Annotated in this window: 32 protein-coding genes and 1 tRNA gene; 12 read left to right on the top strand and 21 right to left on the bottom strand. The window is 65.6% G+C overall.

Annotated elements, in window-relative coordinates; all coding sequences use genetic code 11:
- Positions 1-4: 4 nt before the first annotated feature.
- Positions 5-901: an NUDIX hydrolase gene (locus MRBLWO12_RS08350; RefSeq protein WP_363554468.1), complete on the top strand. Its 897-nt coding sequence runs from the start codon at positions 5-7 to the stop codon at positions 899-901.
- A gap of 54 nt (positions 902-955) precedes the next feature.
- On the opposite strand, the gene MRBLWO12_RS08345 is transcribed toward MRBLWO12_RS08350, so the two are convergent.
- Genes MRBLWO12_RS08345 through MRBLWO12_RS08320 form a run of 6 tightly spaced genes read right to left on the bottom strand, consistent with a single transcriptional unit; the run spans position 956 to position 4,790 of the window.
- A complete protein-coding gene (locus MRBLWO12_RS08345; RefSeq protein WP_363554466.1) occupies positions 956-2,398 on the bottom strand; it encodes an HNH endonuclease signature motif containing protein in 1,443 nt (480 codons plus the stop codon).
- Between the two features lie 38 nt (positions 2,399-2,436).
- A complete protein-coding gene (locus MRBLWO12_RS08340; protein WP_363554464.1) occupies positions 2,437-2,823 on the bottom strand; it encodes an RNA-binding S4 domain-containing protein in 387 nt (128 codons plus the stop codon).
- Complete coding sequence (locus tag MRBLWO12_RS08335; RefSeq protein ID WP_363554462.1) at positions 2,820-3,491, bottom strand: lysoplasmalogenase family protein; 672 nt, start codon at positions 3,489-3,491, stop codon at positions 2,820-2,822. Before MRBLWO12_RS08335 ends, MRBLWO12_RS08340 begins: the two co-directional genes overlap by 4 nt.
- Before the next feature lie 41 nt (positions 3,492-3,532).
- The gene (locus MRBLWO12_RS08330; RefSeq protein ID WP_363554460.1) at positions 3,533-3,988 is read right to left on the bottom strand and encodes a hypothetical protein; all 456 of its coding nucleotides are present in this window, start codon (positions 3,986-3,988) and stop codon (positions 3,533-3,535) included.
- A gap of 23 nt (positions 3,989-4,011) precedes the next feature.
- Positions 4,012-4,209, bottom strand: coding sequence for a hypothetical protein (locus MRBLWO12_RS08325; RefSeq protein ID WP_363554458.1), 198 nt, complete (start codon positions 4,207-4,209; stop codon positions 4,012-4,014).
- On the bottom strand, positions 4,206-4,790 hold the full coding sequence (locus MRBLWO12_RS08320; protein WP_363554456.1) for a GNAT family N-acetyltransferase: 585 nt from the start codon (positions 4,788-4,790) through the stop codon (positions 4,206-4,208). Before MRBLWO12_RS08320 ends, MRBLWO12_RS08325 begins: the two co-directional genes overlap by 4 nt.
- Before the next feature lie 107 nt (positions 4,791-4,897).
- On the opposite strand from MRBLWO12_RS08320, the gene MRBLWO12_RS08315 reads away from it, so the two are divergent.
- Together MRBLWO12_RS08315 and MRBLWO12_RS08310 are read left to right on the top strand one after the other, a co-directional pair.
- Positions 4,898-4,971 (top strand) — tRNA-Pro (locus tag MRBLWO12_RS08315).
- A 208-nt stretch (positions 4,972-5,179) separates the two neighbouring features.
- On the top strand, positions 5,180-5,506 hold the full coding sequence (locus tag MRBLWO12_RS08310; protein WP_363554454.1) for a hypothetical protein: 327 nt from the start codon (positions 5,180-5,182) through the stop codon (positions 5,504-5,506).
- On the opposite strand, the gene MRBLWO12_RS08305 is transcribed toward MRBLWO12_RS08310, so the two are convergent.
- Positions 5,496-5,963 carry a hypothetical protein gene (locus tag MRBLWO12_RS08305; protein WP_363554452.1) on the bottom strand — a complete coding sequence of 156 codons (468 nt, stop codon included), beginning with the start codon at positions 5,961-5,963 and terminating at the stop codon, positions 5,496-5,498. The genes MRBLWO12_RS08310 and MRBLWO12_RS08305 overlap by 11 nt on opposite strands.
- 502 nt (positions 5,964-6,465) lie before the next feature.
- On the opposite strand from MRBLWO12_RS08305, the gene MRBLWO12_RS08300 reads away from it, so the two are divergent.
- Complete coding sequence (locus tag MRBLWO12_RS08300) at positions 6,466-6,969, top strand: hypothetical protein (RefSeq protein ID WP_363554450.1); 504 nt, start codon at positions 6,466-6,468, stop codon at positions 6,967-6,969.
- A gap of 18 nt (positions 6,970-6,987) precedes the next feature.
- Here the strand turns inward: MRBLWO12_RS08300 and MRBLWO12_RS08295 are convergent, their stop codons facing one another.
- From MRBLWO12_RS08295 to MRBLWO12_RS08245, 11 genes are all read right to left on the bottom strand, one after another.
- Positions 6,988-7,371 (bottom strand): hypothetical protein, encoded by a 384-nt coding sequence (locus tag MRBLWO12_RS08295; RefSeq protein WP_363554448.1) that lies wholly within the window; start codon positions 7,369-7,371, stop codon positions 6,988-6,990.
- 87 nt (positions 7,372-7,458) lie between these two features.
- Positions 7,459-7,800, bottom strand: a complete 342-nt coding sequence (locus MRBLWO12_RS08290; RefSeq protein ID WP_363554446.1) for a hypothetical protein — start codon at positions 7,798-7,800, stop codon at positions 7,459-7,461.
- A gap of 117 nt (positions 7,801-7,917) precedes the next feature.
- Entirely contained in the window at positions 7,918-8,895 is a 978-nt protein-coding gene (locus MRBLWO12_RS08285; protein WP_363554444.1) for an Ltp family lipoprotein, read from the bottom strand.
- Positions 8,896-8,974: 79 nt separating this feature from the next.
- A complete protein-coding gene (locus tag MRBLWO12_RS08280; protein WP_363554442.1) occupies positions 8,975-9,304 on the bottom strand; it encodes a hypothetical protein in 330 nt (109 codons plus the stop codon).
- 347 nt (positions 9,305-9,651) lie between these two features.
- Positions 9,652-10,434 (bottom strand): ABC transporter permease subunit, encoded by a 783-nt coding sequence (locus MRBLWO12_RS08275; RefSeq protein WP_363558558.1) that lies wholly within the window; start codon positions 10,432-10,434, stop codon positions 9,652-9,654.
- A gap of 71 nt (positions 10,435-10,505) precedes the next feature.
- A complete protein-coding gene (locus tag MRBLWO12_RS08270; RefSeq protein ID WP_363554440.1) occupies positions 10,506-11,441 on the bottom strand; it encodes an ABC transporter ATP-binding protein in 936 nt (311 codons plus the stop codon).
- On the bottom strand, positions 11,438-12,214 hold the full coding sequence (locus MRBLWO12_RS08265) for an ABC transporter permease subunit (protein ID WP_363554438.1): 777 nt from the start codon (positions 12,212-12,214) through the stop codon (positions 11,438-11,440). The genes MRBLWO12_RS08270 and MRBLWO12_RS08265 overlap by 4 nt, the downstream gene beginning before the upstream one ends.
- Entirely contained in the window at positions 12,211-13,113 is a 903-nt protein-coding gene (locus MRBLWO12_RS08260; RefSeq protein WP_363554436.1) for an ABC transporter ATP-binding protein, read from the bottom strand. Before MRBLWO12_RS08260 ends, MRBLWO12_RS08265 begins: the two co-directional genes overlap by 4 nt.
- Positions 13,114-13,163: 50 nt before the next feature.
- On the bottom strand, positions 13,164-13,463 hold the full coding sequence (locus MRBLWO12_RS08255) for a PLDc N-terminal domain-containing protein (RefSeq protein WP_363554434.1): 300 nt from the start codon (positions 13,461-13,463) through the stop codon (positions 13,164-13,166).
- Between the two features lie 249 nt (positions 13,464-13,712).
- Positions 13,713-14,585, bottom strand: a complete 873-nt coding sequence (locus MRBLWO12_RS08250) for a DUF5808 domain-containing protein (RefSeq protein ID WP_363554432.1) — start codon at positions 14,583-14,585, stop codon at positions 13,713-13,715.
- The gene (locus MRBLWO12_RS08245; RefSeq protein ID WP_363554430.1) at positions 14,582-14,929 is read right to left on the bottom strand and encodes a PadR family transcriptional regulator; all 348 of its coding nucleotides are present in this window, start codon (positions 14,927-14,929) and stop codon (positions 14,582-14,584) included. The genes MRBLWO12_RS08250 and MRBLWO12_RS08245 overlap by 4 nt, the downstream gene beginning before the upstream one ends.
- A gap of 546 nt (positions 14,930-15,475) precedes the next feature.
- On the opposite strand from MRBLWO12_RS08245, the gene MRBLWO12_RS08240 reads away from it, so the two are divergent.
- The 5 genes from MRBLWO12_RS08240 (at position 15,476) to MRBLWO12_RS08220 (ending at position 20,507) form a co-directional block, all read left to right on the top strand.
- On the top strand, positions 15,476-16,447 hold the full coding sequence (locus tag MRBLWO12_RS08240; protein ID WP_363554428.1) for a TetR/AcrR family transcriptional regulator: 972 nt from the start codon (positions 15,476-15,478) through the stop codon (positions 16,445-16,447).
- On the top strand, positions 16,444-18,294 hold the full coding sequence (locus MRBLWO12_RS08235; RefSeq protein ID WP_363554426.1) for an alpha/beta fold hydrolase: 1,851 nt from the start codon (positions 16,444-16,446) through the stop codon (positions 18,292-18,294). The genes MRBLWO12_RS08240 and MRBLWO12_RS08235 overlap by 4 nt, the downstream gene beginning before the upstream one ends.
- Before the next feature lie 47 nt (positions 18,295-18,341).
- The gene (locus tag MRBLWO12_RS08230) at positions 18,342-19,016 is read left to right on the top strand and encodes a GNAT family N-acetyltransferase (RefSeq protein WP_363554424.1); all 675 of its coding nucleotides are present in this window, start codon (positions 18,342-18,344) and stop codon (positions 19,014-19,016) included.
- A 79-nt stretch (positions 19,017-19,095) separates the two neighbouring features.
- A complete protein-coding gene (locus tag MRBLWO12_RS08225; protein ID WP_363554422.1) occupies positions 19,096-19,947 on the top strand; it encodes a PhzF family phenazine biosynthesis protein in 852 nt (283 codons plus the stop codon).
- Between the two features lie 227 nt (positions 19,948-20,174).
- Entirely contained in the window at positions 20,175-20,507 is a 333-nt protein-coding gene (locus tag MRBLWO12_RS08220; RefSeq protein WP_363554420.1) for a pentapeptide repeat-containing protein, read from the top strand.
- Here MRBLWO12_RS08220 and MRBLWO12_RS08215 read toward each other — a convergent pair.
- Positions 20,504-21,037, bottom strand: a complete 534-nt coding sequence (locus tag MRBLWO12_RS08215; protein ID WP_363554418.1) for a hypothetical protein — start codon at positions 21,035-21,037, stop codon at positions 20,504-20,506. The genes MRBLWO12_RS08220 and MRBLWO12_RS08215 overlap by 4 nt on opposite strands.
- Before the next feature lie 37 nt (positions 21,038-21,074).
- A complete protein-coding gene (locus tag MRBLWO12_RS08210; RefSeq protein WP_363554416.1) occupies positions 21,075-21,923 on the bottom strand; it encodes a hypothetical protein in 849 nt (282 codons plus the stop codon).
- 140 nt (positions 21,924-22,063) lie between these two features.
- Between MRBLWO12_RS08210 and MRBLWO12_RS08205 the strand changes: the two genes are divergently transcribed.
- From MRBLWO12_RS08205 to MRBLWO12_RS08195, 3 genes are all read left to right on the top strand, one after another.
- Positions 22,064-22,267, top strand: coding sequence for a hypothetical protein (locus MRBLWO12_RS08205; RefSeq protein ID WP_363554414.1), 204 nt, complete (start codon positions 22,064-22,066; stop codon positions 22,265-22,267).
- Between the two features lie 185 nt (positions 22,268-22,452).
- Positions 22,453-22,842 carry a hypothetical protein gene (locus tag MRBLWO12_RS08200; protein WP_363554412.1) on the top strand — a complete coding sequence of 130 codons (390 nt, stop codon included), beginning with the start codon at positions 22,453-22,455 and terminating at the stop codon, positions 22,840-22,842.
- A 114-nt stretch (positions 22,843-22,956) separates the two neighbouring features.
- On the top strand, positions 22,957-24,402 hold the full coding sequence (locus MRBLWO12_RS08195) for a hypothetical protein (RefSeq protein WP_363554410.1): 1,446 nt from the start codon (positions 22,957-22,959) through the stop codon (positions 24,400-24,402).
- Positions 24,403-24,504: 102 nt separating this feature from the next.
- On the opposite strand, the gene MRBLWO12_RS08190 is transcribed toward MRBLWO12_RS08195, so the two are convergent.
- Complete coding sequence (locus MRBLWO12_RS08190) at positions 24,505-24,954, bottom strand: MepB family protein (protein ID WP_363554408.1); 450 nt, start codon at positions 24,952-24,954, stop codon at positions 24,505-24,507.
- Positions 24,955-25,013: the final 59 nt, after the last annotated feature.

The following is a 25,013-nucleotide window of genomic DNA, read 5'->3' as shown; positions in this document are numbered from 1 at the left end:
GGGAGTGACGATCGTTCCTCCAGCCCCCGGCGAGCCCCGTCGTCCTGAGGGGCCGCGTGACCCGGGCGATGCCTGGGTGATCGCGGATTCCGGCGAGCGGTACTGGGGGCGCTTCGGCGCCGCCGGCCTGCTGGTCGTCGATGCCGAGCGCGGTGTGCTGCTGCAGCACCGGGTGGCGTGGAGTCATTTCGGCGGCACCTGGGGTCTGCCCGGAGGTGCGCTGCACGAGGGCGAGAGAGCCATCGTCGGTGCGCTGCGGGAAGCGCAGGAGGAAGCCGGAGTTCCCGACGGCGCGGTGCGTCCGCGCCTGACCAGTGTGCTGGATCTCGACATCTGGTCATACACCACGGTCGTCGCCGATGTGAACGAGCCGTTCGAGCCCGTGATCAGTGACCCCGAGAGCGTGGCCCTCGAATGGGTGCCGATCGACGAGGTCGACGCCCGTCCGCTGCACCCCGGGTTCGGGAGTGCGTGGCCGTCATTGCGTGCTCTGCTCGCTGTGCGCCCGTCACTGGTCGTCGACGCCGCGAACGTGGTCGGCTCCGTACCCGACGGATGGTGGAAGGATCGTGCGGGTGCCGCCGGACGTCTGCGCTCCGAGCTCGCTGGCATCTCGGTGCCGGCCGACGCGTTCGGGGTGGGCGGCACGCAGTGGTTCCCGCAGGTCGCGCTCGTCGTCGAAGGTCAGGCCCGTGCTCTGGAGGATGTGGCTGACAGCATCGACGTCATCCGTGCGGCAGCATCGGGTGACGATGCGATCGTCGAAGAGGCGTCACGACGAGTGGCCGGGGGAGAGGCCGTGCTCGTCATCACAAGCGACCGTGGACTCCGTGCCCGTGTCGAGGAGATCGGAGCCCGCGTGCAATCCGCCGGCTGGTTGCGCGGAGTGCTCTCGGACTGAGCTCGCGCTCGGTTGCGCGGACTGCTCTCGGACTGAGCTCGCGCTCCGTTCCGCTCAGACGAACATCACTCGTCGCGGTTGTCGATCCTGATAGACGTTGCCCAGGGGGCTCGTCCACGCGATGGTCCCGTCCGGCCGTGCGCGGGCACTCCATCGGTGCCGGTCGTCGACGTCGGGATGTTTGAGCGCGTGATGCCCGGTGCAGAAGTGGCTCAGGTTGTCGACCCTGGTCTTGCCGCCTTTGGCATGGTCATGGTTGTGGTCGATCTCGCAGCGGTGCACCGGCATGCGGCAGCCGGGGAATCGACAATGCTGGTCTCGGGCGCGGAGGAAGCGGCGCATCCCCTCGGTCGGGGTGTAGGTGTCGGTCTCGATGATCATGCCCTCGGCATCGAGGAACAGCCTGCTCCATCCGGTATTGCGTCCGGCGAGCTCGCGGGCGACATCAGGGTGGAGAGGGCCGTGGCCGTCGAGTTCGGCGATTCGATCATCGATGCCGGCGAGAGCGGTGGCTGCGACGGTGACCTGGATGCGCGCCTGGATGTTGTCGAGTCCGCTGCCGTGCGCTTCACCGGGGTCTGCGGCGAGCAGGAGGTCGATGAAGAGGTCGGCGCGGATCTGATCCATCGTGCGGCTATCGGCGGGGATGTGCTCAACCGCGTCGCTGTGGGCCGGGGCGTCGAGCGGATCGGTGTGCCCGGCCAGGGGATCGGTGGTGAAGGTGTCGGACTCGCCGAAGATCGCGAAGGAGGGGTCGTCGAGTGGGATGTCTTCCGGTCGGATGAGGTCATCCGAGTCCGGCTCCGCAGGGTCGAGGACAGGATCCCGGTCGGCGCGCGTGCGAGTGATCTGCCGAGCCATCTGCGTGAGCCGATCTTGGATCGCCACGGCGAGCTCTTCCGGAAGCACCGCTGTCAGCAGGGCGAGACCGTCGTCGAGTGAGCGCACCCGTACGCACCTCTCGTCGGCCGCGCGCGCATGACGGTCTTGGATCGATTCGCCCACGAGCGCAGCAGCGACCTGGCGTGCATGCGCGCGGGTCCGCGCCGGAGTGTCTTCTTCGGCGACGACGAGGATCGCGGTCTCGTAGAGCGCGAGCGTTGCGGCATCCACCCGCTCGTTGCGTACCGCTTCGCTGACGAGAGCGCCGGCCCTGGCGATCTCGCGCACGTGCGCGGCGGTGATCGAGCCGCGTTCGAACGCCTCGCGCACCGCAGGGAAGTAGGCGTTCAACGCATGCGCATCGGCGAACGCGAACTCGATGGACCCCTTCGAGACGTGGCCGGCCGCCGAGTACTCCGCGACCATCGATCGGTAGATCGCGTCGCGGTGGTAGGGGCTTTCTGCGACATCGTCGTCATGGATGATCGCCCGCTCGCTGAGCAGAGCCGCCGAGGTGGCCTCCAACGCCGCGATCTGTCGCCGGACCTCGAGCCACTCGTCGAGGAGTCGGCGGTGCTCCTCAAGGTCGTGGTGCGGATCGGGGTGTTCGGACATGACTCTAGTTTAGAACATATGTTCTAATTTTGGAAAGGTCAATCTCGGAAGATTTCGCTCTCCGGCTCACTGCGTCCGCGGAGTTTGTCGATGTCGCGACGTTCCCTCTTGGTCGGTCGCCCTGCTCCGCGATCGCGAAGTCCGAGCGCGGCCTGGGGCTCACGTTCGGGCGTGCGGTCGTCGAAGGCGAGGGCGGCGACGGGCGCCCCCACGCGCTTGACGAGCAGCTGTCGAACGATGAGGATCCGGTCGAAGCCGGCGATGCGGATGCGCACCTCATCGCCGACTCGTACGGGCTGCGCAGCTTTGACTTTGTCGCCGTTGAGGCGGATATGCCCGGCGCGGCATGCGGTGGTCGCGGCTGATCGGGTCTTGTATGCCCGCACGGCCCAGAGCCAGCTGTCGATACGTACGGAACCGGTCATGCGGCGCCCCGCTTCTTCAGAGCGATCAGTGCGCCGGCGACGATGAGTCCCTGCCCCAGCGTGTATGTGAGCATGATCGCGGGGTTGCTCCAGGCGGGCAACGAGTCCGGGAGGAAGAGGCGGAAGGCCAGGATCGTGTCACTCGTGAGGAAGAAGGCGCCACCGGTGGCGGTCAGGGGATGGCAGCGCGCGGAGAAGGCCGCGGTTCCCGCGAGCACGAGTCCGTAGACGGCGACGGCGATCAGGAGGCCGCCGGTGTGCGGGCCCAGCACGACCAGCATCCCGATCCACCATGCCGCGTAGACCAGCGCCCACCACGGGAACGGGCGCTGCGCGAGGTGGCGAGCGAACAGCGCGATATATGCCAGATGCGCAATGCCGAAGAATCCGAGCATCAGCGGTAGCTCGGGGGCGGTCGGGAACAACGCACCCACACTGTCGCCCAGCCAGGAGAACAGGAGTGCGGCGAGCAGGAGGATCATCGCCGATCGGGGCCTCAGCCGGGATGCAGCGGTGACGACCGAAACCGCGAGCAGCGGCATCAGCAGCAGCTTCGTGGGACCGGCAAGGGGGCTGCCTGTTGCCAGCAGGATGACGTGCGCCACAGAGACGATGATGAACGGCAGGAACGACCAGGCGAGCGGCGAGATCGAGGCGCGGTGCGGCATCTCCCCATCGTATGGTCGGCGCACGCGCCCGCTGGGGGTGCTCACGACTCGACAGTGACCTGGGCGATGTCGTCGTCCGCGCCGAAGTGAACGGCCGGCCAGTAGCCCTCGGGGAAGTGGGAGCCGCAGGTGTCGGTCAGATGCAGGATGACAGTGCCATCGGCCTCTACCTCGATCGTCTCGAGCGCGAGATCGGTGGCAGCCTCATCGAGCTCAGACGGTTCGGGCTCGCCCTGGCTGAACTCGGCGACGACGGCATCCGATGCGAGCCGCCGACGCGCGGCGAGGTCGGCGATGGTCGCCTGCAGGCGGGGGAGGAGTGCGCGTGCCTCTTCAGGGGCGGTGGCCTCGACCATGAGCTCGAGTTCTGTGCCGTCTGCAGAGAGGGAACCGACGTACCAGTCGTGCGTGAGCACCGTGCCGTCGGTCATCTCTGTCGACGCGCGAGTGAAGGTGCCGAGTGCGGGGTGGTCGATGGTCGGGTGCTCGTCGCTCATGGCTCCACGCTACTGCTCCGGTGTCACGGGGCGAGAGCGCGTCCTTCCTGGTCGAGGTGCTCGCGGAGGATGCGGATCGCTTTCGGACCGACGCCGTGGATGGCGAGGAGGTCTTTCGCGGAGAGCCCGTCGAACTGAGCGAGACGTGTCAGGCCCTGCAGGGCGAGCTCGCGTCGAGCCACTTTTCCCATCGAGAGCGGGAGGTCGGAGTCGTCGGTCATCGAGTCAGATCCATCGTCACGAGGGTGCGACCTGGTTTCAGCTCTGCCGTCTCGGTGAAGCCGGCGGCCGTGAACGTGCCGAGCGTGCCGTGGAACAGGTCGTTGGTGCGCTTCTTCTGGCCTGCCGTGTCGACGGGGTAGCCCTCGATCACGCGGGCACCCGAGTCGCGGGCGAAGCCGACGGCGGCACGGAGGAGTTCGCCGTTGAGCCCAATGCCGCGGTGTTCCCGGCGCACCACGAAACACGTCACGGCCCAGACCGACTCGTCGTCGAACGGCTCGGTGGTCGCGGCGGCGATCATGCGCGTGCGCGGGATGCGGGCCTGACGGGTGCGTGGCCCGATGCGGATCCATCCGGCTGCTTCGCCGTCGACGTACACGATGATGCCGGGCGGGGGTCCGTCGTCGATCTCGTCGCGGAACATCTCCGTGCGCTGTTGCGTGTTCGTCTGGTTCCAGTCCTTGTTGCTCAACACAGGCCAGATGCACTGGCAGCTTGCGCCATCGCCCCCGCCGGTGAGGGCGTGCTGCACGTCATCCCACCGCGCCGCTGTAGCCACCTCGGTCGTGATCGTCACCATGCACGGCACGCTACGCGGGGCATCCGACACTCGCAACGGCCCGGTTCGCGGAGCGCCGCCGGGTCAGGCTAAGATAGGGGAGTTGCCTGCGCGAGAGTGCAGAACAACGGGCTGTGGCGCAGCTTGGTAGCGCACTTGACTGGGGGTCAAGGGGTCGCAGGTTCAAATCCTGTCAGCCCGACCGAAAGCCCCGGAGAACCGCGGAAACACGCGGATCTCCGGGGCTCTTTCTATGTCCGGAGGGGAGCTGCCGAGGCGGCCAGTCCACATGGCGCAGACGCGTAGGTGTCAGGCGGCGCGACCGAGCGCGGCGGCGCGAGTCTCGCGGCGGCGTCGCGATCAAGACTGGTGCGTAGCTGCTCGACTACCATCCGACCAACCCGACCGAGATGGAGTACTTCATCCGCAAGGCGGTCGGGCTGATGGAGAAGCTGCCCGACGTGATGCTCGAGATCAACAACCGTCGCTACGACGTTGAGCGTGCTCACATCGCGAGGAAGCAGACACAGCTCGCCCAATACGGCCGCAACAACGTGCCCGCGACCTTGGCCCGCGCGATGGCCGAAGTCGACGCGCATGCCGAACTCGAGGTATGGCACAACGTCAAGGCCGGGTACCACTGCGCCGCAGGCGCCGAGCGTTCGCTGCGCACAGAGGTTAACTCGATGCTCAGCTTCAACCGTGCCATCGCGCACCAGTTCGGAGCTAGTCGATGAATGTCTCCAGTGCGGGCATTTGCTCCCGCATCTCAAGCCGCGTTCGAATGGGGCGCAGCCGCCAATCTCGGAGCTTCAAGACAACAACGGCCTTTTGGTGCCCGATCCATTCTCCGCGACTTTTCGCGGTGCGTAGTCCCCTCACTGTTTCGTTGCCCTTCGCATTCACCCAGTTCGTAACGATCTCGTCGCGACCGTCAAGCATCCAGGTGAAGCGAAGTAGCGAATCGATGAATGCGTCCGTGGTCGCAGGGTCCAGCACAGGAGATCGTTGCATGACCGCAAAGGCATCCATGATGTGTTCCATCGCAGAGTCCTGGCGCTCCCTCAGCTGCCGCTTTCGCGCCGCTCGATCGCTCAACGCGAACGCCAAGATCGCGGTCGCCAGCGCGACCAAGGCGGCAGTGACGGGTGGTGCAACGGCCACGATGAAGTCGGTCAAGCTCTCTGGGGTCACGCGTCGCACTCTATCGGGGGGCTAGGGGGGGGCAACCGTCACGCGGCGACCGAGGCGAAGTCGGTCCGCCAGTTTCCGAGGAGAAACCGATGCTGCGTGTTCAGAACTTGTGGCCGTGCTCGAACCGGGGATTCGCGAGAGGTAGCGACCAAGGTGTCAACGAAGAACGTGCAGCGGAGGATCTGCAGTTTCGCGGGTATCTGCGAGCGCCGAGAGTGACAGCGAGGCGCTCGCGCCGCGCTTCGGCGAGTCGGAGCCACAGTGCGCGGATCTCGTCGTTCTCGTTGCCGGGCATTCGCGCAGCGTAGCCGTGACGCCCTACCTCAACCATGTCGTCGGGCGGCGGACAGGGACGCACTCAGTTGAGTCGCTCATGTGTCCCGGCGCTGGTGTCGTCGGACTGACAGGGGGAGCCGTGGCTGAATCAGTCGTTACTGCCATCTCATCCCAGCAGGGCGGCCGGCTTCGCCTCACTGGTCGCCCGCACGGATACGATGACCGCATGCGTAAGGGCGAGCAACATCAGCAGCGGATGGCAGAGCTGCACCATCGCGAAGCGCTTGAGACGTTCCGGACCCTCGTGAACCTCGAACGGCAGGCATGGTCGGTGTTCGCCGCAACGGACGTGCTGCTCGTTGCCTACGGCTTGTACATCAAACTCGCCGGACCAGTCGCCTTCGGCATCCTCGTCCTCGTTGCCCTCCTGATTAGCTCGGTCAGCGTGCATCGCCACCTCGTCCCTGTCGGCTACGTCATCTTCGCGAACGAGAAGATCCTGGCTGGCGGTACCCCACTTGGCATCACCTACGCAGCGTCGAGAACACCCGGACTCCTTGAGGCCTATGAGCGCATCAGCCAGTCGGAGGTGAGCGCGAGGCCGGACATGCTGAAGTCTGTGGGCAGCGGCGCCATCGGTTCGCGGTCAGTTGTCACCATCACGATCCTGATCGCGGCTCAGGTCGCTCTGGTCACATTGACCGTCGTGAGCGGGTACAAGTTCTTCTGACGATGGCAACTTTCCCCGTCACCGGAGCAGCGTGACAGGGAAATCGGTCTGAACATCCTGCCCGTTGAGGTGCGAGAACGCGCTGATCTTCCCGATTGCATCCAGACCGACACCGGCGTCCGGGTAGAAAATCACGAGCCCATCCTCGATGTGTGAGAGTCTTCCAACGTTCGCCTGGGTCGAGCTCGACCAGTCGAAGACGTGTGTAGTCGCCTCGCTGCCAAAGCGGACGCCGAACCGCTTCCCGCCGTTCCCGTCTTGACCGTAGTAGTCGACCGCATATCCGAAGTTTTCGGCCTCGCCGGGTATCGGGTCGCCAAGGCCGAGAGTCACGGTGACTGATCCGTCCCGCTCTTCGACCAGCACGGACGTGAGGTACTGCGGCTTCTGCTCGTAAGTCATGCGGTGTTCCCCTCTGTCCCAAGCCCAGCGCTTCGGTACGCCGACAGAGTGGCGCACGCTACCGACACTCGGCAGCGCCGTATCGGATCAGTCGCAGACGACTTTCCACGTCACGGTGGTCTTCGCAATCCTCAGAGTGATGTCGCCCAAGCAGCCGGTATCGTAGGCGCGGATCGTGATCTCAAGCTCATCCATGTCGTCGACCAAGGCGGCGTGGGAGGTCAACAGCGAATCGGGCATCGGCTGTGCCCGCAGCGGCTCGATATACTCCTCGATCTCCGCCGCCGCCGCTTTGAGTTTCCCGGCGCTGACCTCCTGCGTCAGCAGATCGCTCGCGGTAATCGCGACCTTCTTGCCGGCCGTCTCGGTCTCACCGCACGCGGCATCGGTCGAGACGCTGCAGCCAGCGAGCACCGGCCAGTTACGCAATGGTGACGATGGAAAGTGCCAACACCCTCGAGAATTGAACGTCGTAACAGACAGAGGACGCCCCCGTGAAGCATCCGTGCTGTGCGGGGGCGTCTCTCTTTGCGTTGCAGGGGAGCGTCAGTAGCCGACCTGGCCGAGTGCGTACACGATCTCGGCGTCGAGGAATCCCTCGTAGGCGAGCTGGTCATACAAGCTCTGGCGCGAGAACGAGGAGTAGGCGAGGTAGTCGGCGGCCTTCTCGGCGGCTTCGGCGGTCCAGTCTGCGCCGGCATTGTCGGTGCCGAACGTGGCGTCCGCAGTTGAGAAGCCTTCGTATTCGAGCTGGCCGATCAGGCCTGTACGTGAGAACCCGGAGTAGTCGAGGTAGTCCTGTGCCTTCGCGATCGCGTTCTGCTGGCCCAGTGTGAGCTTGGGCTTTTCCGGCACGACGATAGTGATCGTTGCACCTTCGGTTGCCTCTGATCCTGCCGCGAGGCTGGTCGAAACGACCAGAGCGGCCGGGTCTTCGAATGATGCCAACGCCGGTGCGTCTAGTCCGGCAGCCTCGAGGGCGGTGATCGCGTCTGCGACGGGCAGCCCGACGACGTCGGGGACGACGATCGTGGCGGGCGGCTCCTCGGTGACTTCGTCGGCCGGCTCGGTCGTCTCCTGCACGGTTGCTACTGGCTTCTCGTCAGATGCTGGAAGGTTGGCGGAGATCCCGGCGGTGACGGCGATCGAGGTGATGACGGCGACTGTGCCGAGCACGATGCCTGCTACGGCGAGACCCTTGCGCTGCTTCTTCACGAGTGCGAACACGCCCAGCGCGATCGCGCCGAGGCCGAGGATCGCTCCCAGAATCGGGACGATTCCGGTGAAGAACGCGATAATGCCAGCGATGAGCGCGACGATCGACAGGACCGAAGTCGGCTTCGGCCCGGGCGCGGGATCAGTCGCTAGTCCGGCCGGCTCAGGCGCGACGGACGCGGCGTCGGTCAGGACAGGGGTCGGAGCCGCGGGCTGCGGCTCGAGCCACTGTGTGCCGTCCCAGTACCGGTGCTCGTTGTTGGCGTGCGGTGCCGGGTACCACCCGGGCGCGGGCGTAGGGTCTGACATGAGGTTCCTCTCGAGTGCTCTCGACCTCCCAGGAAACTCATAGGTCGAATGTTCGAGATCCTATCGGGAGTTCGGACATTCAATGGAGGAACGTCTCACTCGTCCTCTGCGAGGACGACGGCGTTGCCCCAACCCAGCAGAGGAACGTCTCGTCGCTGGCGCTGAACTGGATACCTGCGGCGAGGGGAGTGGAGCGGAGGAGGTAGGCCTCGACGCGGATCGATTCGGGGCCGAATCGCACCCATGCGCGGACCTTCTTCGGGCGCGGGCACGTAGTCATCGGCTGTTCCGTGCGGTCGAGTTCCCAATCGGTTAGCGGCTGCAGCGGCCCGTGCTTCGCGGCGGCGAGGATCTCCCCGTGTTGCGCGTAGCGATCGTAGAGCGGCGCGAGTCGCTTGCTGGTTCCCATGACCGGCTGTGTCTTCCTCCGGCCGAGGTGACGAGTCTACGTTGCACCGGCGAGGTCATAGATCTCAGTCCACCCTCAGTCCACATGGCATTGATCGGCGATGATTCCTGATGCTCCTCGATGTGGTGCTGCCGGCCCGGGAATAGCCAGATCAGATTGAGAAAAGCAAGCCGACGTTGTCGATCGATCGTTGAAGCAGAATTGGCCTGACTCAACAAGGTTTCGCAGGTTCAAACCCTGTCAGCCCGACCAGATTGAGGCTCGGAATCACGCGGAAGTCGCGAGATTCCGAGCCTCTGTCATTTCCTCAATGGGCAGACGACAGCAGTCGACAATGGTTCTGCGTTTCAGAGCTTCGTGACGATGCGTTCTCGCTGGAACTTCGCCACGACGAAGACAAAAGCGAGCAGATCAACGATCGCGAGCACCGCAGCCGCGATGAGGGCGACTGTGACGTTGAAGAGCATGAGTCCGGTGGCTTGGCCGATCACGAGGGCGAGGATCGGGAACACGACGAACATCGCCGTGCCTTGGGCGCCCTGCATGGTGGTCGAGCGGCCTGAGACCGCGACGATCAGGCTGGTGGCCAGAAACCCGACGAGTGGCACGAGAAGGATGACCAGCACGGCCCATGTCCAGGTCGGGAAGAAGACGCCGCCCATCATCGGTGCACCGAGCACTCCCACGATCACTGCATACGCGATGAATGCGATCCAGGTGAGCGCGACTGCGGGGATCACCGAGCCGAGGACTTTGGCGAGTAGGAGTTCCCGGTTCGTCAGCGGCGTGTAGAGCAGGCCCTCGATGGTGCGGCGCTCCTTCTCGCCGACGAGGCTGGAGGAGGCGGTGATCGATGCGGTCATGACGGGGATGACCAGGAAGAACGGCGCGAGGAAGTACACGATCACCGCGTACACGACGGTCTGGTCCGGTGTGTACCCAGACGGTGCAACGCCGTGAGGGAGATTGTCGAGGAAACCTTGCAGGCCCGCGATCGTGGAGGTGAGGATCCCGGAGCCACCGAGCAGGATGATCCCCGCGGGCAGCAGGACCGCGAACACGAGAGGAACGACGATCAGCGACGCGAGTACCTGCTTGTTGCGGAGAACCTCGAGCCAGTCTTTTCGCATCACTGCCGCGACTCGTCTCCAACCGATCCCGCCGCGGATCCCTGACGCCTGTGAAGTGAGGGGGTGGGGGATCATGCTCCGGTCTCCTTGTCGAGCGTGGTGAAGTAGAACTCTTCGATCGTGGGATGCTGTGGGACGACTGCTCGCACCGCGATCCCCGCCCGCACGAGCGCTGCGACGATCTCTGAAACGGTGCCCTCGTCCTCCGTGTGAAACGACAGCTCGTCATCCGCTCCGCCATCGGCAATCGCGAGCGCCGCCACGATTCGGTCTGCGACATCTCGGTCACCCTCGACGCGCAGGCTGTAGCGGTTGCCAGGCCATTCGTGCCGCAGGAGGTCATCGACAGAGCCAGCAGTGAGAAGCCTGCCCTGTCTGATGATGCCGATGTCGTCGCAGAGAGACTCCAGGCCCGCGAGCTGATGCGTGGAGATCACGACAGTGGTGCTCCGGGCCTGGATCATTCGCTTCAGGTAGGCGATCAGTTCGGCAGCTGCTTCCGGGTCCAAGCCGGCTGTCGGTTCATCGAGGAACAGCAGCTCTGGCTCATGGATGACGGCGCGTCCGATCGCGAGTTTCTGTCGCATCCCCTTGCTGAACTCTCCCACCAGGGATTCCGCTCGGGAGTCTAGGCCGAAAGCGGCCAGGACTTCGTCCACCCGATGATCGAGGGAGCGCCGGTCGACGCCGTAAAGTGCACCCCAGGTGCGGAGGTTCTCGCGGGCAGAGAGCGTGTCGTAGAGGTTCGTGTCCGTCTGCACGCCGATCCGCTGCCTGAGCCGGTCCGCATTCTTCGCGGTCACCTGTTCACCGAACAGGCTGACCCTGCCACCCTCGGGAGTGAGCAGACCGTTGAGCAGTCGGATGGTGGTGGTCTTGCCCGAACCGTTCGGGCCGAGCAGCCCGAACGCTCGCCCGCGGGCGACGGTGAAGGAGAGGTCCGAGACGACCTCGCGTTCGCCGAAGCGTTTCGTGAGGTGGTCTGCGGTGATGGCCGAGTGGGTCATCGGAGTTCCTTTCGACGGAAGACGAGCACGGCGGAAGCGAGAAGAACCGCGGCCAGGATCACGCCAGTGATGACAGGCCACCACATCGCGGCATCGTCCACTGGTGCGCCGGTGGCGATCGCCGACGACGTGGGGATGAGACCTGCCGGGGTGTACTCGGCCAGGCGGGGCAGGGTTCCTGCGAGGATGAGGAGGAAATAGGCGCCGATACCGATGCCGGCCGCAGCGGCCAGTGCATCGAAGGCGACGGATGCCAGCATCGACGCGGTGATGAGTACAGCCGCCAGGACGATCCACATCCCCGTCGCGCCGAGCACCGTGCCGAGCCCGCCGTCCCCCCACAGGAGCCGGGTCACCGCCCACGAGGCGACCGCGCCGATGAGCGCGGACACTGCGACGAACAGCACCAGGACGATGGCGTGACTGACGACATATGCGGTGCGGGATGCGGGCTTCACGAGCATCAGCGAGGCGACCCCAGAGCGTACTTCGCTGTTGATCGCCCCCGCCGCCATGACGACCACCACGAAGACGGCGAGTTGGGAGATATCGGAGATCCAACGCCCGGCCGCATCCGCCGCTGTCGGATCGGCCAAGATGATCGCGCCGGCCTCACCACTCCCGAGCGCCCCGGCAAGGATCTCCTTCGTGAACCGAGTGATGACTGGACCCGTCGTAGCCAGGAACACCAGTACTGCAGGGAGAACCCAGACGCGCCAGGTGCGCACCACCTCGCGAGTGCGCAGGAGCAGTAGCGGTCGCATCGCGTTCATCGGCCCACCTCCACAAGGTCAACGAACACGTCTTCGAGGCTCGCCTCGCGCGGTTCGAGCCGGTACAACCGGAGGCCGCAGGAGGCGACCTTGGTCGCGACCCGAGCCGCACCTTCCTCGATGTCATCCACCGTGAGCAGGAGAGCGCGCGAGTCTCGTTCCGTGAAGTCGATCTCCGAAACCCAGGGCTCGGCTTCGAGCTCTTCGCGTAGGCGGCCTGGCTCATCCGTCTCGACGATGAGTCGTCCGCGAGTGCGTGCGAACGTCCCGCGCACCTCAGCGATCGAACCGGCAGTGACGACGCGACCGGCGTTGAGTATCGCCACGTCGTCGCAGACGCGTTCCACATCGGGAAGAAGATGCGTGGAGAAGAAGACCGTCGTCTTGCCTTTGAGCTCGGTGATGAGTTCGAGCACGGCACGACGACCCATCGGATCCAGCGCCGAGGTCGGTTCGTCAAGGATCAGGAGTCGCGGACTGTTGATCAGAGCTTGGGCCAAGCCGAGCCGTTGGCGCATTCCGCGGGAGTAGCCTCCGACCCTGGCCTTCGTATCAGCCAGTCCGATGAGGTCGAGGAGGTCGGGTACGCGACGGCGAACCGTCTGCGGAGAAAGCTGAAACAGTGACGCTGCCTGTTCGAGTACTTCTCGGGCCGTCATCCATGGCGCGAACCCGGGGACGTCCGGGCAGTAACCGATGAGTGCCCGAACCTCTGCGCTCCCCGGAGCATTCCCGAAGATGCGCACGCTCCCGCTGTTCTCGCGAGCCAGCGCGAGGAGTATCCGGATAGTGGTCGTCTTCCCCGCGCCGTTCGCGCCGAGAAAGCCGAACACTGATCCTGGTTCGACAGAGAGGTCGAGCCCGTCGAGCACACGCCGTTCCCCATACTTCTTCGTCACGCCGCGAACGGCGATGGCAGAGGCTTCCAGGTCGGGCCTACGGCGGGCGCTCACTGTTGCTCGCCGTCATACAGATTCCGCACGGCGTTGGCCGTGGTGGCCGAAGTCGCTGGCGGCGCATCCGCGATCGGGGCGGGGCGGCGTCCGAGAGCAAGGAACAGGATCGTTCCGATCGTGTTGATGAACACGATGAGGAGCCCCCACGGCCACTTGCGACCGAACACCAGCCGATCGCTAGGTGTACGAGCGAGCGCGACGAGGCCGATCACGGCGAAGAGCGCCTGCAGTCCCAGGGCGATCACGATCATCAGGCCCGTCGTGCCGGACAGGGCGGAGGTGTCGAGATTCATGAGTAGACCGCCTTCTGGGCGATGGATCGAACAAGAGCGTGTAAGTCACATGTCCCATGCATGGCATACATCCTTGCATTACATACTAGTGGAGACAAATCGATCCGCTCTCCCTGGAGGGATCCTCAGCCGTTGCGTCTCAAAGGTGCCCTCGCGTCAGCCTGGAGACGGCGCACCCGGTGGGCCCAGAGGTCGAAGCGTCAGCAGTGAAGCGCGCATGGCGCTCACCGGGAGTCCCTGTGGAGACTCTCAGCGCTCGTGTCCGGTGTGCTCGCGGCTCGCCGCGACGTTGCGCCAGGCGTGACGCAGGCCCGCGCGAAGTGGGAGCACGATCACTCCGAGTGATGCCGCAATCCCGAGTAGGGCTCCCGCAGGAACGAGCAGACCCCATCGGCCACGGGGCCCACGCGCGCTGAGAAGTGAAGCCGCGACGGCTGAGGCTGAAACAGTAGCCAGTGTCGTCGCGCTTGCGGCGCTCACGAGCCGATCCTCTGTCGAAGCCTGCCTACGTAGCGCCCATATCGCTGGCGCGACGCCCAGCATGAGGCTGCCGAGCATCGAAATCTTGGAACTCGTGCGATTCTGCCGCCCGAAGGCATCAAAACCAGACGCAACCCTGTCGGGCATCTTCTTCCACATGAGTGCCAACGCGCCTGCGGTCGCACCTGCCACCAGGAGCGGTGCGAGCTGCGCGGTGCGGACTGAGCGTTCGGGTATCTGATCGAGCACTTCGTTGGTCGCGTCGTCAGGGCGGATGAGCCTGAGTCTCACGGCGAGAGCGCCGAGGTTGAGAGTCCAGCCGACTCCGAGCAGTCGGGGGACCACGAGGCGCGGGCTCTCCGGATTCCAGGTCCGCGAACGGACCTTGGCGCTCACAGGGCCCCGGGTTTCCAAGGGGAGCCCCAGCACGCGCAGGTGGGGCTCGTCAGCGGGTGCATCGCTCGCAAGCGCGTCGAGCAGCTCGCCCGCATAGTCCTCAGGAGCACCCAGCGCTTCCCGGGGATCGAGGCCGGCTTCCAGCAGTTCGCCGAGCTGAGCTTCGAGCCCTTCCAGAGCGAGGAGGCGGTCTGTCCTGCTGAGGCTTCCGAGGTGGGCGCCAACCGCTCGCAGATATGACTTCACGAGAGATGGCCGCCTTTCCGGAGAAGCTCGCCCATCGCGCCGCTCAGCGCTTCCCAAGCCGCCGCACCCTCTTGGAGCGCCGCGCGGCCCTCATCGGTGAGGCTGTAGTACTTCCGCGGAGGGCCGCCGCTTCCCGCCTCAACCCAACGAGTCGTGACTTTGTCGGCCTTGTCCAGGCGTGCAAGCAGCGGATACACAGTCCCCGGAGTCGCGGTCAACGCGGGCTGTGCGCCCAACTGCTCGATGATCTCGATCGAGTAGTACTCGTCACCATCAAGCACAGCAAGGATCGCCAACTCCAGCACTCCCTTGCGGAGTTGCGCAGTCCGGTCCCTCGCAGCCATGTGAACAAGCCTTGCAATACAAAGTAGCTGTTGTCAAACAGTCCGTCGAGACGAACGCTGAGCGAGAACCGCGTGCGATTCTTCCAGCGCGAGCCGTGGTGGCCGCACTCAGGACGATGTCGCGCGGCGCTGGACGATCGCCGATCTGAGTGGCCGGTCAACGTGTCTGCCTCGCAGCTCATCCGGGTTTTCAACGCTGGGTTCGGCGTCTCACCGATGAGGGTGCTCACTCGACTGCGCGCTGAGACTCGCGGAACTACTTCACGCGACGGACGGGAGTGTCCAGCGGTGTTCGGAGGCCTTGGGGTGGCCGGACGTGAGTCACGCCACCAGAACCCTGAAACACATCTACGGCATTGCACCGACCCAGTACTGGACAGCAGCACGGAAACGGTCGCATGTCGGAGTCTTTCCGATGCAGGAGCGCGACGCGCTGCGCTGGGAGCATCGATCGCGATATGTGGCGCTCTTCGCCGTTTGTTGAGGTACGAGGGCTCGCGCGTGGTCGGCATCGACAGGCTCGAGTGTGGCCGGTAGAGGCGGAGCGTGTCGTACAGCGACACCGACCAGAATGAGTCGACAGGAACGTCCCTCAGGCGGAGCTGGTACTTCTCGACGGGGAGACTCTTGTCGACACTGATTTTGCGTGGCTTCGTATTCGGGGAGGCCGCCCCACCCGCGGGCAGTGCCGAGCAGGTGCATGATCGGGTCAACTTCGTCGGTGGTGCGGCGGAGCAAGCGCTGCAGCTCGTTCACTGCCGCCACGTCTTCGGCATCCGCGGGGTCAACGAGGATGCGCACGATGATCCCCGCGTAGTCGGTGCCGACGAACTCCCGGGTGAGCAGGTGATCGCCCGGGTTGCGCAGGATCGCTTGGTCGATTGCGCAGAATATGTAGACCGGTCTATTATTTTGAACATGACCTCCAAGGGAAACCTGACCCGAGCGCGGCTGACTGCGTCGATGCTCGAACTCATCCAGACCAGCGGCTACAGCGGCACGGGCTTGAACGCAGTGATCGAGCACGCTGCCGCTCCGAAGGGTTCGATCTACTTCCACTTCCCCGACGGTAAGGAGGGGCTGGGTATCGCGGCCGTCGAGCTCGCCGCGACGCAGTTCGAGGCGCTGATCGTAGAGGCCGTGGCCTCGACAGGCAGTGCCGCAGGAGCCGCCCGCGCCGCGATCGAGGCGCTGGCGGCGATCGTGGGTGAGAGCGACTACCGACTGGGCTGCCCGGTCTCCGTCGTGGCTCTGGAGATGGGTGCCGAGAGTGAGCGGCTGCGGCAGGCCTGCGCCAGCGCGTTCGAGTCGTGGATCGCACCGACCGCGTCGCTCCTCGAGAGCAGCGGTCTTGCCGCCGATGAGGCTCGCGCCCTGGCGACCGCCGTCGTCTCGATGATCGAGGGCGCGGTCATCGTCTCCCGCGCCACGCGGAGTACACAGCCTCTGGTATCGGCCGCCGACGTCGTGGCCGAGCTGATCGAGCAGCGCGTCGAGAAGGCCGAGGGGACCCGATGAGTGCTGATGTGCTGCCCCGCCATGCCCTGGTCTTCGGGGCCTCGGGGCTGGTCGGTCGGCACCTCATCCTGTCCCTTGCGGGGGCGGGGGCGCACGTAACGGCGGCGGTCCGGAGCGCTGCGTCGGGAGCAAGCGTCGAGGCCTGGTTGCGGGAGCACGGCCTGACACAGTCCATCAGCACGGTGATCGTCGACTTCGACGCGCCGGAGATCCTGGTGGGCGGCGCGGCAGAGTTCCCGCACATCACCGAGATCCACAACTGCGCAGGTTCCTTCCGATTCGGCATGCCGGCGGAGGAAGCGCGGAGCGCGAACGTCGGCATCGTCGAGAGGCTCATCGATCTCGCCGCGGACCTCCCGAACTTGCAGCGAGTGGTTCACATCTCCGGCTACCGCGTCGGCGGACAGGACCCCGCGTCGGTTCCGTGGTCGAAGGAACACCGCGCGGCGGTCTACGCGGAGATGGGCGGGTATGAGGCGTCGAAGGTGGAGTCCGACGCGATCTTCCAGGCCCTCGCGCGGGAACGCGGAATCCCCTGGACCATCATCAATCCGGCCACCGTGATCGGACACAGCGAGACAGGGGAGTCCGACCAGCACATCGGGATCGCACACACGATCGAGCAGATGTGGGACGGCACTGCGACCGCGCTTCCCGCCGGGAGATCCACCTTCGTGCCGGTCCTCGCCGTCGACTACATGGCCGCGTTCATGACTGCAGCGGCGATCGATCCCGATGCTGTCGGGCAGTCCTTCTGGGTCCTGGACGACGCGACACCGCCACTCGCGGAGATGCTCGCGCACGTCGGCAGGCACCTCGGGGTGAAGGTCCCGCGCCTGAGGATCCCGGTCGGCCTGATCAAGCAACTCCCTGAGCGGATCACCCACGCCGAACCCGAGACTCTCGGGTTCCTGTCCGCCGACCGTTACCCGACGGCACCCGCCGTTGAGCTCGCCGCGAGGCACGGGATCGCCATGCCCGACGCGCGCGCCGCGATCGAGCGCTGGGCCGACTACATGGCCGCGCACCGATTCGGAGCGGCGAAGGGCGGCGACCGGCGATTCGTCGACGCCGGAGGTGTGCGGACATTCGAACTGGGCGCGCCCGGATCCTCTCGGCTGATCCTGCCCGGCCTGCCGGTCAACGCCGACACATGGGCTGAAGTGGCGGCAGGGATCGGCGCGCGGGCGGTCGACCTGCCCGGGATCGGGCTCAGCGGCGGAGCAGGCGTTCAGGACTGGGAGCGGTGGCTGCCCGCGGTGCTCGGCGATCAACCCGTCGAGCTCGTCGGCCATTCCATCGGCGCGGCCGCGGCGCTCGTCGCGGCCGACCGATTCCCCGAGCAGGTCGAGTCCCTTACATTGATCGCACCGTTCTTCCTCCAGCCCTTGGCCGATGCCTCGACCCGGCTGCGACCGCTCGTGCGCAACTATCTGCGGCGCACGGACGCGGCCCGTCTCTCGCGAAGGCTGACTGGATCGGAGGCGAGCGCCACGGCGCTCGTGTCCAGCGTCCGAGATCTCCAGCGAAGCCGCGCCGAGCGGGCGGCCGAGCAGCTTGCGCGCGCGGGATCGAAGCAGTGGCGAGCGGAACTCCGAGAAGCGCTCGATCGGTTCAGCGGCCCCGTTCGCATCATCACAGGAAGCGACGACCCGCTCGACCCGGGCGCGGTGGAACAGCTCCATGCGCATCCGAACCTCGAGCTGATCTCAGTCCCGGGAGCCGGGCACCATCCGCAGCTCACCCACAGTGCAACCCTTGTCGAGCTCCTTGCGACGCCGCCCGCACGAGCAGGGCGGTTGACGCCTCACGGCGCTACGAGCCAGCGTCACACACAGAGGCGCTAGCGCCGACGAGTGAGCGTCCATCACACCAGAACCGAAATGAGCACCGTATGAAGAACGAACCACGCCCGCATGGAGTGCGGCAGGCAGCGCTGACTGATCTCGACGAGATGACACGGATTCTCACGTCGGCCTTCTTGGATGACCCGGTCTGGGGGCTTTCGTTTCCCGATGTCGCGACGCGCCCGCATGTCGCCGGTGCATACTGGCGGTTCATGGTCGGAGAGTCCCTGCGTTTTTCCGAATCCCGAGTTCTCGAAAGGGCTCATGAGGGCGAGGCCGACTCGACACCTATCGGCGGGCGCGGATCTCTTCGTGCGGTGTCCGTGTGGTATCCGCCCGGTGAGGACGAGATCTCCGATGAGGCCCATCCTGCATACGAGGCACTGGTCGGCGAGTTGCTCGGCGCGGAGGCGGCTGCCGCTTTGCACCAGGCTGGTGCCCGGTTCGCTGAGGCCCGGCCAAGCGATCCGCACGCCTACCTGACCTTGCTCGGTGTGGCTCCCGAGGCCCGGGGCGGCGGGTACGGTATGGCGTTGCTCCGGGCGGCACTCGCCGACTACGACCAGGCAGGTATCCCCACTTACCTTGAATCGTCCAACCCAGCGAACGATGCGCGGTATGAAAGGCTCGAATACCGTCCCCACGCGATCGTGGAACTCGCCGGCGGCGCGCGAGTGCAGACCTATTGGCGCGATCCGCAGGATGCGCGGACCGCGTTCTGACGCGCAACCCGCGCCCCTCCTGCGTGGCGACGACAGGAGAAGGGCGCCATCTCCCCAACGACAGGAAGGAAGAGAGTCGATGATGCGATTCTGGTTGATGGATGTCTTCGCGGAGAGCCCCCTGACGGGCAACGGTCTGACGGTGTTCCCCGATGCTTCGGGTATGTCGGCCGAGCGCATGCAGTCGCTGACGCGGGAACTGCGTCAGTTCGAGACTGCGTTCTTGCGACCGACCGCGGAGGCGGGCCTGTTCGATGCCCGAGTGTTCACCATGGAAGAGGAGCTGCCGTTTGCCGGACATCCCGTCCTCGGGTCGGCGGCGCTCCTGCACCACCTCCACGGAGGCGAGACTGCGGCGCACTGGAGAATCCGGCTCCCCGGGAAGGAAGTGTCCGTCGAGACAGTACGGGTCGGGAACGCATTCACGGCACGGATGGACCAGGGGGTCCCCGCAACCATCGGAGAGTTGTCCGCGGGGGACGTGCATTGGTTCACCGATGCGTTCTCTGCGGAGCCGGATATGCGGCATCCCGCTCGGGTGATCAGTACCGGACTGCCGTACCTGATCCTCCCGGTCACTGCAGCGGGTCTCGCCAACGCGCGTCAACGCCACAGCCTCGAACCGCGGCTCGCTGCGGTCGGAGCCGCATTCGTCTATCTGCTGGATGTCGATGCACGTGAGGGGCGCACATGGGATCCGGACGGAGTAGTGGAGGACATCGCTACCGGCAGCGCCGCAGGTCCCGTCGCCGCGTACCTTCACGACATCCGGCGTGCCCTTGGGAGCGACATCGTGACTATCAGCCAGGGACGCTTCGCGGGGAGACCGAGCCGAATGACCACCCGTCGCTCAAGTGATGGCCGCATCGAGGTCGGCGGTGATGTCCACCTCGTCGCCGTCGCCGACCTGGTTCCTGAATCCCTCGAGTGAGCCCTCTGCGTGCCGCAGACACGCAGCCGATCGCGTGGATCGCCTGCCAAGTGTCATGACGTGCACCGGACTCGCGTTTGGTTCGAGGCTGCCTCTCTTCATCGCCGCTGTTCTTCTGGACTGCAGCGCCCCGAGATCCGACCGGCGAAGCCGCGTTCATGAGGTGCTCCCACGACTCGTGGTGTACTGGCGGAATGCCAGTGGACACTCTGCGTAGATTGAGGTCGTTGCCGAATACTCGATTCGAACGCTGCATCTTCGATGGCACCGATCTCAGCGGAGCAGATTTCTCGGATACCACCTTCACGGACTGCACGTTCGTCGACGCACGCTTCTCGGCGAGCACAAGCTTCGCCCGGTGCACATTTCTGAGTACTCCCGTCGCGTTCGGTCTCGCGCGTGTGTCACGCTCCCGTCGCGAGAGCGAGCCGGTGCCGGATCAATGGGACGGCGAGCAGGACGCCGACGCCGCGCGTGACTCGTTCGCGCAGCGCTATGCGCGTGCGGCAGCTGCGGGGCGCGCGGATGATCTGCCCTTGGACCCGGACGTCGAGAGCTAGCCGCTTGGCGTCGTGTCAGCGCTGCTGGTGGCACCGAACAGCAGTCTGTCGACGACGTGGACGGGTCGGGCCGGCCGCGTGGTGGTGTACCTCAGCAGATCCTCGAACTGGGAGAACACGACAACGGCCTCTTCGAACTCCGGCTCCGCTCCGTGGACGACCGCTCCATCGTCTCGCACAGCCAGGTACTCGTATCCGTCGCGCACGGAGAGCAGGACAGGCACGTGGTGCTTCCAGAAACGGGAGACCGCGTCCGCCTCGTCATCCGTCGTCGCAGCCTGGATGCTCAGCTGTTCCCACTCGTTCCACGCGAACGCCCCCTCCGCGCCGGCCGAGTAGTCATCGCGGGACAAGAACCACACCGTCTCGTCTGAGCTCGACAGCAGTGAGAACGAGGACACCCAGTGGATCACCGTTTCGGATGCCGTGCGCAGCGAGGCGGGAATTCCGCCTCCCGTGGACGGAGCAGGCTCGTACGTCCACCCGGCTTCCTGCACGCATCCGATGGCACTTCGGAAGAGTTCCGTCATGCTCCCAGGCTACCGAGCAGTCTCTCTGGGCAGGCGGTCACCAGGTCGCGCCGGTGTTGGCCCATTCCAGTGTCGACAACTTCGCCTCGATCGTCTCGAGGCCGATGGTCCCGCATCCGACCAGGGTGAGCCTGCGCAGTCGGGGGAGGTCGTTGATGGCGGCGATGCCGGTGATCTTCTTGCAGTACTGGATGTTGACGATTTCGAGTTGCGGGAGAGCAGCGAGTTCCGAGATGTCGCCCAGAGAGGTGAGGTTCTTCAGCCGCAAGGACTCCAACTGGGGGAGCGCGCTGATCCCGGTGAGGCTTGTCAGCGTGCGTCCACCGATCAGTCCGAGGCGGCGAAGCCCGACCGGTTCGACGAGGCGGAAGATCTGCTCATCAGTGGGCACGTTCAACAGGTTCAGCTCTTCCAGCGGCAGTTCGAGCGCCTGCCGCACATTGTTCAGGGATCTCTGCGGGTAGAGGGAGAGCGCGCGGAGCAGGGGGAAGTGCTCGTTCTTGAAGCGGAAGGGTTCGCCGACGTAGAGGGTCTTCAGGTTCGGCACCACGACATCCGGCCACACCAGGGTTCGATCGCTGATGTGCACCGAGAGCTCTTCCAGGCTCTCGGGGAGGTCGCCCTGCCGCAGTCCGGTGATGACGGTGGGGAGCACCCGCCCTGGACCGATGCTGAGCATCTTCAAGCCCGTCATCGCTGTGATGATCTCGGGGAGACGGTCGATGGGCCCCTCGAGGGGAGACCACAGGTGCACATCGGTGACGCGTGCGAGATGCTCGGGGTCGCAGGGCTGGTCGTAGAACACGAGGTCCCTGTCCGGCACGTCGAACTGGTCCTTGTACGCGCTGTGCAACACCATGGTCCGGTTGCTCGTCGACGGGCTCATCCACTCACTCCTGACTCTGCCGGCTGTCGTCCACGCCTCAACCCACGTTATCGGTGCGTGCTGTCGTCGTTCGTACCGTGCCGCTCCCGCTACGGGTGCGCACGCTTCGCGCGCATCCCGGTCATCGGGATAATGGAGGGGTGACGGTGTATCAGGAGGTCGTGACCTACGACGGCTTGCCGGCCTCGGCGGGAGGTGCCGACGACCGGTCGCACGATGCGGCCGCTCACGTGCAGAAGCACCTGCCTTTCCGGATGTCGACGAAGCACTGGCGCCGGTGGAGTGCCACCAAGGATGGACAGTCCTACCGTGCGTCCAAGATCGCGTCACCACTGGTGTCATGAGCACGCCTTCGAAACTCCATCGACTCTGCGTCTTCCTGACGCCCGCGGATGAAGCACAGTTCAGCGACGCGTTGCGAACCCGTCTTCCCGCGGTGAGGTTCATCGACGCATCTCAACAGCCCGAGACGCGCACCCCGACGTTTCGCTCGTCGCTGAGCGAATGCGCGGGTCCTCACGTCACCCTCGTGGACACGAGCATCACTTCCGAGAGCATGTTCCATCGTGACTATGTGGTGGATCACCCGTCCGGTCGGGGGTGGGTGTACGCGATCGTCGGTGCCGGCCTCGCGAGCCTCGTGCGGTCGCGTCCCGAGGATGACGTTTTGCGAAACGGAGAGTTGCGGGCATCCGTGACGGCAGGTGACACCCGCACCGACGAGTACATCCGTGAACTGATGCACCTGGTGCGCACCGGCGGGATGGGCGTGTTCGCCGTCGACCCGCTGACGAGTGACACCTCGCGTCGCGCGGAGAGGAACTTCGTCGCGTGGCCGGACGCCGCATCGCGTTTCGGCGCCAAGGACGCTCCGATGCTCACCAACGGGCCCACGGCGTGGTTCACCTTCGATCGCTGACGGGATCTCGTGCAGGTGTGCCAGAAGCGTGAAAAGTGCGGCTGCGATACTCTGTGACCCGTGGGATTCCGGCCGACAGAGACGCCTGCTGACACGCAGAAGCTTCACGTTCCGGTGTCGGAAGACGCTCCGCATCATTTCTCCACGGCCACGGTGCTGCTGGACAGCCGCATCCTGCTCACCTCCTGGGTCGAGGGCCGCGCAACGCACCGACTCGGCATACTCGACCTGCACACCGGACAGTGGCGCGTGCTGCCGGGACTCCGCGGGATGCTGCGCGACGCTCTCGCCCTCTCCGATCAACGCGTGCTGGTGTTGACCGACCACGCTCTGACCGAGATCGACGTGACCGAACCGGAGATCATTCGCCGGTTGACCGCGGGGATCGGCAAGTACAACACCTATCTCCGTCGCGAGGGAGATGACGTCGTCGCGGTCGGGAACTCCGGCGCCGCCACGGAGTCGCTGGTCTCGTTGTCGACGATGACCGTGTCGAAGCGCAGGCGTCGAGGTTCGCATCTGCCGGACACGATTCCTGAGGGGGCAGCGCGAGCGGGTGCTGCGCGCATCCTGCATCATGGGCCGGTGCTGCTGGTCGCCGCCACGCAGATCCGCGAGTCTGCTCCCCAGCGCCTCCTCGTGCTCTCTGCGGAGGATCATGCGGAGATCGCCTCCGTCGATTTCCCGCTCGGGCTGGCCAGTGCGCACGTCGTCGGCGACGGCGTGATCGCCGCGGGTCCGGACATCGGACGCGCCCGCGCCCTCACAGCGATGCCGGGGCTGATTCCTCGCGTCTCGGATCCAGGTTCCGTGCCCCTCGCCGAAGTGGTGCGCACCGCGAACGAATCGGCCGTGGAGCTGCGGAAGAAGGGTGCTCGCCGGAATCCGCCGCGCACCGTCTATCGTGACCGCCGGCTCGAACCGGGCCACGAACTGGCTGATGTGACCGGTCGTCGTGTCACCCTGGAGAACTGTGTCGCAGCCAGAGCCACGCAACGCCACGAGCGCCCCCGGATCTCACGCGTGCAGATCACCGACCTCGAGTTGCAGTCCAGCTCGCTCAACGGCGCCGTGCTCGAAGATGTCACCGTCGATGGTCTGCGCTGCCCGCATGGCTCCGGGTTCCTCTTCGGCTGCGAACTTCGCCGCGTCACTCTGCGAGGACGCGTGCGTGGACTGATCCTCAACCCGACCCTCGACGATCCCGACCCCGCGACGACCGCTCTGTACGCGCAATGGCAGCGCGAACGCATGCAGGACCCCGAATGGATGCTCGACCTCACTGAAGCCACGGGGGACATCACCATCCGCGGATACCCGTCACGATTCATCCGCCGCAACCCCGAGCTCCAGGCCGTCGTCACCGCCGAGGCCGCCCACGCCCTCGACTGGCGCGCGGTCGATCCAGGACGCTCTTCGCTCAGGATCGCTCTCCACGAACTCGTCCGATCCGATTGGGAAGACGTGACCCTCATCGCCGACACCCATGGTGCGCGCGCCAGCGACGACCTCCGCTACATCCAGCAACTGCGAGCGTTGGGGATTTCTCGCGCGGACTAGCCGTGTTCCCACGCCGATGGGCAGAGCGATGGGCGCCAGCGACGCGGTGCGAGTTATCGAGGAACACCCATCTGCAGACCGGGACCGCGCCGTTCGCGATACCTATTCGAGCCGCAGGAATGCAGGCGCCTGAGCCCTCTGTGTTCGTGCTGCCTGCGGGTTCAAGCCCTCGCTCCACTCCGGGTACACGCGGAAGCCTCGCTTGCCCGGGTGGACTGAGGGCGAAGTCACGCCGAGCTGCCTCAGGTGCAGAGTCGTGAAGCGGAAGGCTCCGAACCGTTCGCCATCCGGCACGAACAGGAGGAGGCCATCTGCGGGATCGTCCGATGCGAAAGGTCGAGTCTCCCCACCCTCATCGCGCGTCCAGACGGCGACGAAGGCTCCGGGCTTCGTGGGGGTCACCCGCGCTGTGCGCAATCGCCACAGCTCGGCTCCGATCCTCACGATGCCCGACTCGTATTCCCCGCTCTGCTCTTCCGGCTGCGGGCGTTCCGCTTCGCCGAACCGGCTTCCGACGATGTCCAGGAATCGGTCGAAGGCGGTGAACGGCATCCGTCTACCGTACGGGGTGTCCGCAGCGCCCGATTCTCGGTCGGCATGACTCGCATCCG

The sequence above is a fragment of the Microbacterium sp. LWO12-1.2 genome, from assembly GCF_040675875.1.
GTDB lineage: Bacteria > Actinomycetota > Actinomycetes > Actinomycetales > Microbacteriaceae > Microbacterium.
Note: the sequence above shows the minus strand (reverse complement) of the source record. Positions and strands in the feature narration are given on the sequence as shown.